This is a genomic window from Bacteroides hominis (assembly GCF_033042785.2).
GTDB classification, from domain to species: Bacteria; Bacteroidota; Bacteroidia; order Bacteroidales; family Bacteroidaceae; genus Bacteroides; species Bacteroides hominis.
On sequence record NZ_CP178829.1, the window covers coordinates 3360739 to 3374392 of the forward strand.

Annotated in this window: 15 protein-coding genes and 1 tRNA gene; 5 read left to right on the forward strand and 11 right to left on the reverse strand. The window is 34.5% G+C overall.

Annotated features, from left to right (window positions below):
- Positions 1-61: 61 nt before the first annotated feature.
- Positions 62-1378 (reverse strand): pyridoxal phosphate-dependent aminotransferase, encoded by a 1317-nt coding sequence (locus R3O62_RS14005; RefSeq protein ID WP_317473022.1) that lies wholly within the window; start codon positions 1376-1378, stop codon positions 62-64.
- Positions 1379-1551: 173 nt separating this feature from the next.
- Here R3O62_RS14005 and R3O62_RS14010 point away from each other — a divergent pair.
- The 3 genes from R3O62_RS14010 to R3O62_RS14020 all read left to right on the forward strand — a co-directional run bounded on the left by R3O62_RS14010 (position 1552) and on the right by R3O62_RS14020 (position 4725).
- A tRNA-Asp gene (locus R3O62_RS14010) sits at positions 1552-1625 on the forward strand.
- Between the two features lie 243 nt (positions 1626-1868).
- Complete coding sequence (locus R3O62_RS14015) at positions 1869-3101, forward strand: site-specific integrase (protein ID WP_317472579.1); 1233 nt, start codon at positions 1869-1871, stop codon at positions 3099-3101.
- Between the two features lie 133 nt (positions 3102-3234).
- Entirely contained in the window at positions 3235-4725 is a 1491-nt protein-coding gene (locus R3O62_RS14020; RefSeq protein WP_196039362.1) for a hypothetical protein, read from the forward strand.
- Between the two features lie 258 nt (positions 4726-4983).
- Here R3O62_RS14020 and R3O62_RS14025 read toward each other — a convergent pair whose 3' ends face one another.
- Genes R3O62_RS14025 through R3O62_RS14040 form a run of 4 tightly spaced genes read right to left on the reverse strand, consistent with a single transcriptional unit; the run spans position 4984 to position 6239 of the window.
- Positions 4984-5277 (reverse strand): helix-turn-helix domain-containing protein, encoded by a 294-nt coding sequence (locus R3O62_RS14025; protein WP_196039361.1) that lies wholly within the window; start codon positions 5275-5277, stop codon positions 4984-4986.
- Positions 5278-5336: 59 nt separating this feature from the next.
- Positions 5337-5639 (reverse strand): DUF3876 domain-containing protein, encoded by a 303-nt coding sequence (locus R3O62_RS14030; RefSeq protein WP_196039360.1) that lies wholly within the window; start codon positions 5637-5639, stop codon positions 5337-5339.
- Between the two features lie 10 nt (positions 5640-5649).
- Positions 5650-5955, reverse strand: coding sequence for a helix-turn-helix domain-containing protein (locus R3O62_RS14035; RefSeq protein WP_196039359.1), 306 nt, complete (start codon positions 5953-5955; stop codon positions 5650-5652).
- Positions 5952-6239, reverse strand: a complete 288-nt coding sequence (locus R3O62_RS14040) for a DUF3408 domain-containing protein (RefSeq protein WP_196039358.1) — start codon at positions 6237-6239, stop codon at positions 5952-5954. Before R3O62_RS14040 ends, R3O62_RS14035 begins: the two co-directional genes overlap by 4 nt.
- A gap of 490 nt (positions 6240-6729) precedes the next feature.
- Between R3O62_RS14040 and mobA the strand changes: the two genes are divergently transcribed.
- Positions 6730-7179: a conjugal transfer protein MobA gene (gene mobA, locus R3O62_RS14045; RefSeq protein ID WP_317472576.1), complete on the forward strand. Its 450-nt coding sequence runs from the start codon at positions 6730-6732 to the stop codon at positions 7177-7179.
- A gap of 66 nt (positions 7180-7245) precedes the next feature.
- On the opposite strand, the gene R3O62_RS14050 is transcribed toward mobA, so the two are convergent.
- The 6 genes from R3O62_RS14050 to R3O62_RS14075 all read right to left on the reverse strand — a co-directional run bounded on the left by R3O62_RS14050 (position 7246) and on the right by R3O62_RS14075 (position 11461).
- A complete protein-coding gene (locus R3O62_RS14050; RefSeq protein WP_010992860.1) occupies positions 7246-7569 on the reverse strand; it encodes a helix-turn-helix domain-containing protein in 324 nt (107 codons plus the stop codon).
- Positions 7570-7698: 129 nt separating this feature from the next.
- Positions 7699-8118, reverse strand: a complete 420-nt coding sequence (locus R3O62_RS14055; protein WP_165859024.1) for an RteC domain-containing protein — start codon at positions 8116-8118, stop codon at positions 7699-7701.
- Entirely contained in the window at positions 8072-8311 is a 240-nt protein-coding gene (locus R3O62_RS14060) for a hypothetical protein (protein ID WP_010992862.1), read from the reverse strand. The genes R3O62_RS14055 and R3O62_RS14060 overlap by 47 nt, the downstream gene beginning before the upstream one ends.
- Before the next feature lie 57 nt (positions 8312-8368).
- Entirely contained in the window at positions 8369-9370 is a 1002-nt protein-coding gene (locus tag R3O62_RS14065) for an aldo/keto reductase (protein WP_176468247.1), read from the reverse strand.
- 68 nt (positions 9371-9438) lie between these two features.
- On the reverse strand, positions 9439-10356 hold the full coding sequence (locus R3O62_RS14070; RefSeq protein ID WP_196039320.1) for a helix-turn-helix domain-containing protein: 918 nt from the start codon (positions 10354-10356) through the stop codon (positions 9439-9441).
- 19 nt (positions 10357-10375) lie between these two features.
- The gene (locus R3O62_RS14075; protein WP_196039321.1) at positions 10376-11461 is read right to left on the reverse strand and encodes a hypothetical protein; all 1086 of its coding nucleotides are present in this window, start codon (positions 11459-11461) and stop codon (positions 10376-10378) included.
- Between the two features lie 1943 nt (positions 11462-13404).
- Between R3O62_RS14075 and R3O62_RS14080 the strand changes: the two genes are divergently transcribed.
- Entirely contained in the window at positions 13405-13641 is a 237-nt protein-coding gene (locus R3O62_RS14080) for a hypothetical protein (RefSeq protein ID WP_005805556.1), read from the forward strand.
- Positions 13642-13654: the final 13 nt, after the last annotated feature.

A 13654-nucleotide genomic window follows, 5' to 3' on the forward strand; every position in this document is an offset into this window, starting at 1 on the left:
TAAAGATTTATTTTACACGAACAAACAATATTCCTCTTTTTTTCGATTTAGTGTGCTCTTTTTAAGATATAGGATGGTTCTCGGCAAATAATTTCATTCTTTCATCCAACTGAGTATATTGGTGCTCTTTAATGAAAGAAGTGCATGCACGCAATCCCTGTTGATGGCTTCCTGTGGTAACTAAAGAAATTGCACTCACTCCATAGTACATCAATTCTTTAGCTAACTCTCCACCGGTCATTCCCGGATAGCCAATGGTGAAATAAAAACCGTCGGCAACAGGATCTTCAAGATCTTTATCGTATACCAAATGGAAGCCGTAGCGTAAGAATATCTCTTTTAACTTACGGGCACGTTCACCATATATCTTCACTTCATTTAGGAAATTGTATTTACCTTCATTGGCTGCTTTCAGCATAGCTGCCATAGCGAATTGTGCCGAATGACTGGTTCCTGACGAGAGAGCATACAGTACACGATGGATAAATACAGTACCAAAAGTGCCGCCTCCGTAGCGTTTGTCGAATCCGGGATAATGGCGATGATATAATTTATCAGAGATACAGCTGACACCGATACGTTGTCCTGCATAACTGAATGCTTTAGAACCGGATATAAGTAGAATATAGTTGTCTGTGTAGTGTGCTACCGAAGGTTGGTAAGGTGCATGATATGGATTGCTTAGATCTTGACGGAAGTCCATAGCAAAATATGCCAGGTCTTCAAGGATAATCACATCGTATTGGGTCGCTAATTCACCGATAATCTTCAGCTCTTCGTCTTTCAAACAAATCCAGCTTGGATTATTGGGATTCGAATATATGATAGCTGAAATATTTCCTTTTTTCAGATAGCTTTCAAGTTTCTCTTTTAATTTGTCTCCTCGGTAGTCGTAAACATCAAATGTTTCGTATTTCTGCCCCATAACAACTAATTGTTGTTTTTGTACCGGAAAACCGGGATCTATGAATAAAATTGTATCTTTCTTTTCGTCGCATTGACTGCAAGTCAGGAAAGATGCGAAAGTACCCTGCATAGATCCTGTGACAGGTACACAACCTTCCGGTTTGAGAACTATATTGATAAATGCTTTTATGAATTTTGATGCTTCCAGTTTTAGTTCCGGCAATCCATTAATATCAGGATATAAACTTGCTATTCCGTTTTGCAGTGCTTCTATTTCGGCCTTCACTCCTACAGAAGAGGGGGGAAGACCTGGTACTCCCATTTCCATTTTTATAAATTCAACTCCAGATGTTGCTTCTGCTTTCGCTGCTATGGCTTTTACTTCACGGATGGTTGCTTTTGAAAAGTCGGCTATTTGAAATTCTTCGATAGTTTCATCAATAAGATGCCGTTTGATAGGTGTATCTTTCATGTTTCTTTTTATTGCTTTATAATTTGTGTCACAAAGATAGGTATAATCTACTTATAATCAACAAATGAATAAGAAAGATGAAAAAAAATCTTTCTTAGCTATTGCAGATATAAAATAAATATCTACCTTTGCAACCGCAATCGAGAGAGATAGCGATTAAGAAATGAAATACTGGTGCGTTAGTTCAGTTGGTTAGAATACATGCCTGTCACGCATGGGGTCACGGGTTCGAGTCCCGTACGCACCGCGAAAGTAAATAGCAAATTAAAGCAAAGCTCTGAAATTCAAGGATTTCAGAGCTTTTTCTTTTTCTCCACTTCGGCAAAGAATAGCGGTTTAAAGTAGTTCTCACGTGGCTTATTCGTGGGACTTTTTGAAAGCCGATTTTGCTCCCACGAATTGACGCATTTGTCTTTGATTGTCAGTGTTTTGCATAGCTGGTTTTTGAGCGTAACAAACTAATTTTGTACCACTTAAAAATCAAAGAATTATGGGAGCAGTGAAAAGAAACACACTAAGCGTATTGTTCATCATTAAGAAATCAAAACTTCTGAAAAACGGTGAAGCTCCTGTTTGTATGCGCATCACCGTAAACAAGCGAGTAGCCGAAGTTATGATTAAACGGAGTATTCCTGTAGATTTATGGAATCAGAAAAAGGAATGTTCCAAAGGAAAAGACCGTGTAGCCACAGAACTGAACCACTATATTAATACGGTTCGTGCCAAAGTATTGCAGATACACCGAGAACTGGAGATAGATAACAAGCCAATAACAGCCGATATAATAAAGGATTGTTTTTACGGACGGGACAAGGTACAGCGCAGTTTGCAGGAAGTGTATGCAGAGCATAACGAAAAATGTCGTGCCCTGATTGGCAAAGAATATACTGAAAGCACCGTTACCAAGTTTGATACTTCCATAAACCGCCTGAAAGAATATATTCGCAGTTGTTACCACCGTGATGATATAATGTTGGCAGAACTGGACGGGCAGTTTATCCGTGACTTTGATTTTTGGCTGAAAACGGACAAGCATTGCCAAAACAACTCCGCATTGAAACATTTGAAGAACTTGAAAAAGGTTATCCGCATTGCTTTGGCTAACGATTGGATAAAGAAAGACCCGTTTTACGGCATCCACTTCAAGCAGGATGAAGTAAATGTAGAGTTTCTTTCACGTGAAGAACTGGATATTCTGATGAACAAAGAATTTACTATCAAACGGTTGGAGCAGGTAAGAGATGTTTTTGTCTTTTGTTGTTTTACCGCGCTCGCTTTCGTGGATGTGCAGCAATTAAGCCGTGAACACTTGATAAAAGACAACAACGGTGCTTTGTGGATACGCAAAGCACGACAGAAAACCAATCAGATGTGTAATGTTCCCGTTTTATCTATTCCTCAAAGGATATTGAGGAAATATGAAGATAATGTAGAGTGCATAAAGAAAGGGGTACTTTTGCCCGTAATCAGTAATCAGCGCATGAACGCCTATCTGAAAGAAATTGCTGATGTATGCGGTATAGCCAAACGGCTGACCACTCATGTTGCCCGTCATACTGCGGCTACCGTTGTTTTTCTCGCCAATGATGTGTCAATGGAAAATGTATCTAAGATTTTGGGACATTCCAATATAAGAATGACACAGCATTATGCAAGGGTTTTGGATAGTTCCATTATGCGTGATATGGTAAATGTGGAAAAAAACTTTTGTAAAAAAGGATAAGTTCTTATTTTGAATATCATTTTTATATAAAATCTTTGATTATATCTATAATAGATATATCTTTATAGGCGACAAAAGTTATGCTCGTGATATTGTGATAAATAAAATAGTAAACTTATAATCGATTTTAATTATGGCATATTTTACAGACTGTTTTAATATAAATGAAGATGTGTTGAATCAATATGGTGCGTTCAATATATCTCTAATTAATGATTTACCTCTTTTTATAGACCCTTTTTTATTATACGCAAGCAAAAAAGAAGAATATAAAAAATTACATGAAGGAATATTGGACTACCTATTGTTTTTAAAAGGAAAGTCTGAATCTGGATATTTAACTGAAGCCCAAATAAAATCATGGTATAAATTTTCAGAAGTAAAACAAAATTGGCTAGGATATAGTATTTCTGGTAATGGAGGTAGTGGACTTGGCTTAAAATTTGGTAAAGCTATGTCTGATAATATGCATATTGTTTATAGTGATTTGAATAGAGAAGTGATAACCCAGACATCACATATTGAAAAAGTTGGTCTATTCCAATTGGGAGTAGGACGGGATAATATTAGTGATTTTTCATGTAATCTTATAAAAACCTATTTATTAGAGTATACTGAAAATTTTGCAAAAAAATATTTGAAAGTCGAACAAACAAAGAAGGTTAACGTTCCAAAGGTTTATTTTGACTATGAATTAGAACGGTGGATGCCTAAAGAATTTATTTTACCTTTTTATAATAATGACTATATCATTTTAACTCCAAAGGATTTGTTGACTAAAGACGAAAATTGGATTAATAGTCATGATTTAAGAGGGCATTTTTTAGAAATTTGTGGAAGTATACCTAATGACCAATTGAGAAGTGAGATTAATAGTTTTTATTTCTCTAGACTTCCATCACCAACAAGAATTAAAGGACGTAATACTCAGAAACGACCAACTCTAAAAGAAATAGCGAATGCGGTTAATCGAACGATACAACAATACCCAGAATTATTAAATTTTTATATAAAACAAAAGGAAGAAAACAAGGAAGGTGCTAAGAATATTTCAAAAGAAAATGTGCTTGAAGTTGAAACTCTATTTAAAAGAAACGTACAATATCTTATAAATGAACTATTTAAAGAAAGTGAATTTTACTCTTTACCACCAGAAGGTTCTTTGAATGAGGCTTTGAAAAGAATTTTATATTTAAAAGATTTCATAGAAAATAAAGATGGATATAAGTTGTTTTATTATAAAGATGAACCGATAAAAAGAGAAGCTGACTTACAAGTAATATATCGCCTAACATGGTATTCTTCACCTTTTGATGTTAATAGGGAAGTAAATAATGGCAGAGGACCTGTTGATTATACTGTTTCAAAAGGTTCAAGAGATAAAACGCTAATAGAGTTTAAATTAGCTTCAAATAGTAAATTAAAAATGAACTTAGAAAATCAAGTAAAAGTATATGAAGAAGCCAATGATACAAAACAAAGTATTAAAGTTATAATGTATTTTAATGATGTTGAATATGTGAAACTTATGAAAGTCTTAAAAGAACTAAATTTAGAAAATGACCCCAATATAGTACTTATAGATGCGAGGGATAATAAACCTTCTGCGTCCAATGTGAAATAAGGTATAGCAATAATATCTTTGAGTATAAGTTTATCTGATAAATCTTTTTCCAAAACTGAATAAAACATTAACAAAGGTAAGCTCCGTATTCCTTCCGTTCAAGCCCAAGCCCTACGGGTTTGAAAGAAAATCTCCACACCTGCGCTACGCTACGGGTAGTATTTTCTTCCAAAGACTTGCACAGAAGGAATACTACACTAATACAGTTAATGTTCTTAGTCAGTTTCGGAAAAAATGTGTTGTTTTGAGGACGGTAGGTTATTCCTGCCGTTCCTTATTGTAGTAGGCTTGTAAAAGCCGTTCTATGTCGCTTTGACGATAGATAATCTTTCCTTTTATCTGAATGTATGGGATAATGCCTGTATCTCTCCATTCTTGCAGCGTGCGGATGCTTACTTTCAGACATTTGGCTGCATCCTTGTTACTCAGAAACTTTTCACCGTTCAAATGCGGTCTGCTTTCCTTTGCCAATCGGCTGATACCATCTAACATTCTTTCCATAGACTGAAAGAAGTCCTTGATTATCTCACTATTGCTGTTTATAAGTTCCATATTGTTATACCGTTCTATTGATTTATAATTGGTTTGAATGATTGACATACATACACGTGTCAGTTACGCAGATACTCGCCATAGTAGGATATGGAAATACTATCTTTTACCGCATCATAACTGATATAAAGTTGTTTAAAGGCTTCAACGATGAAGTAACGGCTATTTTCTTTCTGTATCTCGTAAACGGCAGGTTTTGCCTGTCCGTTATCCGATACATGGAGCATCGAAAGGAAATACTTTCTCTTGCTTTGGTATATCATCACCGTAGGATGAAGATTTAAACTTTCCCATATTCCGACAATAGCAGACAATTTGAATGACTGGTTTACTCCCGTATTATTTTCTTCTTTCTTTTCCATAGGGCGATATTTATTTATTGTTTGATTTATAATTCGCTTTCTTGTTTTCCGTACATTCTGCAATCAGACTTTCAATATCGGCAGATTTATAATACAGTTTGTTACCGATTTGGGAATAACCCAGCTTGCCACTATCCCGATAGTTCTGCAAACTTCGGATGCTGATACCGAGCAGGGCACACACTTCACGACCTGATAACCATTTATCCGGCTGACGGGTATTCTCTTTACAAATCCGTTCCACCTGACTGATGAAACCGGAGAACCGCCCACACACCTGTTTAAAGGTCTGTTCCTCAATAGTTACGATATTCATACGTCTTTCTCTTTTGGCTGGTTAAATACTCCTTTTTGCATTTCTTCCCGATAGAGAACCGAAAGAACATCATTGTGTGTATTTAGATGCTGTTCCAGTACATTATCTATAAAATTGCCGATACTTATTTGCTTGCCTGTAATCACGCCAACAATCTGCATGATACGTTTCTGTATCTCTCCACTTATGTACACGCTTTGACGGTTGCAGACTGTCCGCTTTTGGAAAAATACCGCTTTGTAGTTTTCCTTTTCCTGTTGTAATGATTGATTTACCTCTTTCATACTTTCATTTTTTAATGGTTTATAAATAAGTTGATTGATTTCTGATACTGATTGAAAGAAAGTGAACCAGTCTTATAGCTGCATTGCTTTATCTTTAAATAGCTTTCAAATACGATTTAAAGCCATTTCTAAATATTGTTTGGCAGTCTTATGTATTGCTTTCATTCAATCAATTTTCAGCAAAGAAAAGGGTAAAAACAGACGCTTTTCAAAATGGGGCTCCTTTGTCCATTTGTGTCGCAATTTGGCGTTATACACTATGTTTTAGGGATAAAAGGCTGTCTGTAATTTTGTAACCGATAAACAGACATAGGAAGAAGCCGAAACGCTTGCTTTGGTAATCTGACCGTAGGGAAGATTTTTATGTTCATTGGAACATAGCAAGTTGTGTTTTGAGGTCCGCTATTCGCTTTTTGCACCTCAAAACCTTGCCACCTTATCAGGTGGTTTAGTTTACTCCGAAGTCGTAAACCTTGTAAAAATTATCATTATGGAACAGAAAAAGAAGTACCAACACAAAGGAGGGCGCAAGCCTAAACTTGACCCACGCACACACCGTTATTCGTTCAATTTGGACGATGTGGAGAACGCCAAATTCCTGTCATTTTTTGATAGGTCAGGTTATACTATCAAAGCGCATTTTATTAAGAACTGTATTTTTGGTAAGTCGTTTAAGGTAGCAGTAAGGGATAAAAGTAAGGTGGATTATTATATTCAGCTAACACAGTTCTATTCACAATTCAGGAGCATAGGACAGAATTACAATCAGGTAGTGAAAGAACTTCATTCCAATTTTTCAGAAAAGAAAGCACTTGCTTTGCTTTACAAACTGGAACAATGCACTTTGGAACTGATAAAGACCAATGAAATGATAGTAATGTTAAGCAGACGGTTTGAACAGTCCTACCAAAGAGAGGGGACAATATCGGCAGATGAATAGAAATAACTTGCCAAAAAAGAAAAATCCCGAAGTTACCACGTGTACAACTTCGGGATAGTTTCTTTCTTATTTGTCCGTTCCGTGTTCTTTTTCAAACTTTCGGAGCGTACCAACATCAAACCTTTTCTTTATGAACTCACGCACATCGGAAGCCCGATAATAGGCTTTTCCGCTAATCATCATAAAGGGCAGCAGTTTCTTGCTTCTCAATCTCTGTAACGTTCGGGTACTTACTTTGAACAACAGGCATAAGTCCTGATTATCCAAAAGTTTATCGCCCGGCATTACTTCGGGATTGGTTTGCAAACTCTTTACGTCTTTGCCTACTTCTTCCAATTTATCAAGAAGTTTCTGCATCCAGTCTTTAAACTCGTAATTATCTACATACATATTGCTTCATTTTTCTGATTATACACTAATGATTACCAATCGATTGATGAAGCAAAGTTCAGAAAAGGAAAGCAAACAAATTACAGGGTAGCATACGCTACCCCGTATAAATTGATGCTAAACACCTGATTATCTATACCCTTTATTTTCGTGTTCTTTGCGGATAAGGTTTGCCAGTTCATTAAGGAACTCTGTTAGTTTGGCTGGCTTTCGCTTGATGACATCCATGTACTTTTGATGATAATCACCTAATTTAATGTTAAAGAGCCATTCAAAGGCTTTTCCTAAGTCCGTCAGGTGAACAGGTTTTTCATTTTGATATATTATACGTTTTGACAGGAATAAGCCGCTGACTATTTCCATGATGTTGATAAGGCTTGTTTTGTCTGCTAAATGGATAGGGGAAAGGGATAGTTTATTTGCGTGTTGCTCGAATTGTTCGGGGTATTTGATATGCAAATTCACTATGCGTACTTCTGTTTTGATTAGTTCTATTGCTTCATCAATCAAATGCAAATAGGGTATTTTTTTCTTGCTCAAACCGCACACGATACGATTTAAGCCGATGTAAGCCGAAAGAAAAATAACGTAATAAAACGCTGTAATCCTGTTCGTTGATACTAAAATCGGCTAAATGGGTAGCCAGTTCTTCAATAGCTTCTGTAAATTCGGATGCAGAAACTTTACGCTGTGAGTATTCCGATAATAATCGGAAGAATCTCTGTTCCAACAAATTATTCATTATGGGAATTATAGAAAGAAGTCCTACCAACGTGGTAGAACTTCCTTTTTTAATAAGTTATTTATTTACAAACTGAAAATCATATTCATTATATCTGTTACCAATATTAGGATATTTTTTTAAAAGCAGTTGTATATTAGAAACATCTTCCGTTGATAGATTTACATCTACCGCTTTTGCATTTTCTTCTAAATACTTAATCCGTTTAGTTCCCGGAATAGGAATTATATTTTCACTTTGTGCCAATATCCAAGCTAAGGCAAGTTGGGCTGGGGTTATTCCTTTGCTTTCTGCTATTTCTGCAATTTCAATAGCCAGTTTTTGATTATTTTCCCAATATTTACCGTTATAACGTGGCAAATGCTTGCGGAAATCATGTTCTTCCAATGCATTTACGTTAATAGTATTTGTTACTAAACCTCTGCCTAACGGTGAAAATGGAACTAAAGTTACACCTAATTCTTTTGTTAATGGCAGAATCTCTTTTTCGACATCATGTGTTAATAAAGAATATTCACTTTCAACCGCAGATATAGGATGAACATTACAAGCTCTTTTCAGTGATTCGGAAGAACATTCGCTTAGTCCCAAATAGCGTACTTTACCCTCTTTTACTAACTCTGCCATAGCTTCAACTGTTTCTTCGATTGGTATTGTGGGGTCAATCCGATGCGCATAATACAAGTCTATAGTTTCGATATTTAATCTTTTCAGGCTGTTCTCTACAGCTTGTTTTACATATCTTGGAGAAGCATCCACATAACTATCACCACCAACGAACACGCTACCTTGACTATTGCGTAAGCGAAAACCAAATTTTGTTGCAATGAAAATCTGATTTCTTTTTTCTGCTAATACTTTGGATAGCAATTCTTCATTAGCACCATTTCCATACACATCCGCAGTATCCCAAAAATTAATGCCAAGTTCTAAAGCACGATGCAATGTCTTAATGCTTTCTTTTTCGTCGGCTACTCCATACGCAGCACTCATTCCCATACAACCCAATCCGATAGCGGATAGGTTTACTTCTGTTTTGCCTAATTTTCTGTACTTCATTATTTATATTTTTTAGTCGGTACAAAATTAGGTAATGGAAATATGGCTGGTTAACACTATTCAAAGCATCATTTGCACAAATCAAATAATTGTTGTTCTCTAATTTTGCTTGGCGATTTTCCTGTGTGCTTACGATAGAATTTACTGAAATAGGCTATATTTTCAAATCCCAAGCTATAAGCAATTTCTGAAATAGAAAAATTACTATGTAATAAATACTGGGTACATTCTTTGATTATTCTTTCCGCAATCATTGTAGAGGTAGTTTTTCCAGTAGTATCTTTTACCACTTTATTTAAATGATTAACGTGTATAGACAAACGGTTTGCATAATCGGCAGGAGTGCGCAAACTTAATACTGAATGTGGATAATCAACAGGAAATTGTCTATCCAATAATTCTATAAATAATTCGGTAATACGTTGCGAAGCATTCGTATGTGATTCATATTTATTAGACTCCTGCATTTTTAAAGCTGTATGTATCAACAAATGAAGATAACAACGTAAAACATCATGTTTGTTTACATAGTCTGACTGGTTTTCTTCCTGCATTTTTTTGTATATATCCATGACTTTGGCAACTTGTGCGTCATTCAAGAAGAAAACCTTATCTCCAGTAACTTTGAATAATGGTGTATTAGCCAAAGAGCCATTCTTTTCTTCTGACTGAACAAACTGCTCATTGAATATGCAGAACATACCTTTCTGTTCTTCACTAATTGATTCCCAAGCATAAGGGACTAAAGGATTAGAAAATAACATAGCAGGACGATTTACTAAAATCCATTTATCTGCATAATATAGTTTTCCCACACCAATAATCAATGTGACTTTATAAAAATCTCTATAACTGAATTGTACTGTCCCAAAATTACATTGTCGGGAAAGAACATTGAAATATGGGTTCTCCTTAGAGTAGGTTGTACCCAGTTGAGGGTCACAACGCTGGATTCTTTTATAGAACTGTGGAATACTTTCGGACATAATATTCAATATTGTATCGTTAGAGTCCTATAATATTTTTAATTTTTTGTATATTCTCAATGGTTAGATTATCATTATTACATTTAGGACATAATATTGCTTCTGTTTCAAAAAAGAATTCATAATCATCCCGTTTTAGAAAGTACTTATTTTTACAGATAGGACAGGTAAATCGTATTTTCTTATTGAATAATATGAAAATAGAATCTTTTTTTGTGCGAAGATAACTCTCTGTAAATAAGGAAAAACCTATTGTTCTTCTTAGCCTTTTTACAATGCTTAAGTTTTGATTATCGGTGTCTTTTAATATTGAGAATATCAACTTGTCAATAATATCTACTGCATATATAAGTATATATGGGACTACCCAATAATACTGTTTGTAATATAGAGCAAAATCTTCTTCTTGAGAAAAAACAAAATTAAAATTTTGTGGTTCTGTTCGATAATTCTTATCTTTAGTAACAATATGTAAAGCATGATTAGAAATCCCATTAATCCCATATTCGTATAATTTGTTATAACGTAAATCGTGAACAAAATCAGCGTCAAATAAAGGATTTGTTAGGCAATCTACTGCATTCTTAATAACATCCACTTTGTTTATATTTTTACTACTTGGGTCATACGTTTCCACAGTATCTGAATGAAAAAATCTATATATAAAATCAGAACGATTATATAGTAACTGTTCTAATATTAGTAATTCATCTGTAAAGGGTTTACGAATTAATGCATAGGCAACTGTTATTTTTCCTCTTTTTGCACAATATAAAGATTCAAAAACAAAATTGATAAAATCCGACGTTATAGAAAGTATTATATGTTTAGTCAAGATTAATTCTAAATCTTTGTTTTTATTATTCCATGTAAGCCAGTCGATTGCATGAATTTTATTCTTATTCAGTTCGTCCATTCCAGTCTCGCTTCCATCTAAAATTGACTCTGTATGATATAAGTCCTGATAATTTTTTTCTTTATATATTTCCGTTAATTGGTCATATATTACAGCACAAATATCTTGAATTCTATGATAGCATTTAGGCAAGAAAATTTGCTCGTTGGGAGTAATTGCTAATACTGGGGCTGTTTTTTCTGGTTTCATAGGCTATAGATGTTTATAGACAAAGATACAAATAATGAAATGGCATACAATATTCATCTAAAACTATTTTTCTGAAAATAATGATGTCTTTGCATTTTTGTTGTATCTTTGCCCTAACTCAAACAACCACCGCAACACCAAGCAATCTAAAGAATTGCGCACGTGGGGTTATTAGTGGGAGAAAGAATAAAGAGCTTGCTAAGATATTGAGTACGTGAGGAATAGAATTAAGGTTCATCTTCCGTACGCACCGCAAAGGAGAATTGAGAACAAATATTTAGCACTGATATTCAATATATTAGTGCTTTTTTATGTTCTTACCTTTGCTACACTTTTAAAAATGGTGTGCATAATATGCGACCGATTATTAGTAACCCGTGCGACCAATCCATGCGTAACATTCATGTATTTTAACTAACTGAACTAATGAATGTTATATATTGATTACTTTTTAAATTTTGTACCTTCCGTCTTATATGAATACGTTTTTCTATCTTAAGTCCATCATTTATCATGTAAAGTGATTTTGTAAAAGGATGAGATCCTTATGTCATATAAGCAAAAAAGACTGTATGGAGTTTTGTTCAGAACAGTCTTGCAATTCAATGCATTCTTTGTCTTGTTTTGGTATTATTGGTGTCCCATTCCACTTCAGTTTGTTGACTAATCCTTTCTTTTGAGTAACATGCCAAGACACAGCTATCTATCTTCTACCTTTTCCTTTGTTTAGTCCTCCCATAGGAGTGGAGATAAGGACAGCTTTTAATGGTTTTACCATATCAACTTTACGTTCATAAATTCCCATGTGTTTCTTTCCTTTAAAACGGTTCTTCTCCAAATTTGGTGGTAAATTCTTTATTTCTTTATTTTCAAGTTGATAATTGTCCTTTTTGCTTGCTTTTATAGGAAAAAATAGACACCGGCTGAATAAGATAACTCAAGTTTCGGAAGTGAATTTGCGCCGTCTGAACCGGTATCTTCATCCTTATCCCTTTCTTCAATTAACATTGTTAATGCCTTTTGCAGTTTGTCAGGTTCTTATGCGCAAATAATAAGGCTTTTGCATTTAAAGAACTTGTTATTCACATCCAAAGAACAAGTTTTAACTCTGTGTTAAAACAAAGCTTTTGAAGATAGAAATTTTACTTTTTAAAGATATTGATTTTCAGATGGTTTATTCTAAAATTCGCTTCTTCACCTCATGGATGGACTCTTCGGGGGAAAGCCGGGATACTTGCTTTTTTGTCAACTATAAACGAGGGCTTACACTTTCCTTACCACCAAATTTGAAGAAGAACCTTTAAAACTGTTATTCTGTATTTTGCATTGTGCTTTGAATGATAAATAATTGGAAATTATTTCTTTAAAGTAAGATCTATTGATAAATAAATCTCTTATTTCCAACTTGGAAGTGAATGAACATGAATTTGTGTACGGATTTTTTGTTTTAATGAGTTCTAATATATCGTTTATTTTTACATTATATGCTTTGGCAATGTCTCCGATAGTCATTCCAGCTATATTCTTGAATTTCTTTCGGCTATAAGAATCGTTTGGATTGGGAAGCAAAAAATTCCATTGGCGTATTAGTTCCTTTTCCTCTTGGCATACTGCTTCCTTTTTCGACCTGTTTAATTTTCCTTAATTCAGTCAGTTGTTCAAGGAAATAGAGTTGTATCTTATATTTATTAATCATATTCATGATTCTTAATTGGAGAACTTTATTGTTTAGTAGATTTTCTTCCAAAAGTTCTTTGATTATCAAATCTATTTTTCTATGGTATTAACTGGTATATAATGGGTTAGCTCCATGGATGTATGTCTTTAAGGTTTCAGACAAATTTAATTATAATTTGGGTAATATGATTAGGATTGAATAAAAAAGATGAGGAATCTTTCACTTTCCTACAAAGGAACACATAACCCATACCATAAATCTTTTTATGAAAAGACTTCCTCTGGTGATAGACAATATGCCAAAAGAAGAACAAAAAACAATATCATTCTTCATTGGTAGAAACTTGGCAGAATCAGAAGTCCCTCTTCTGCTAATTACCCGGAAAGAGATTGAGTATGGGGTAAATATTGTTTCTGCTGCATTTGCAAACGAGAAAAATCAAGAACCAAGACTTTCCTCTGTTAAAATGTTTTCTACTTTTGTTGGAAGGGGACTTCTCTGATAGTAATTTTTTA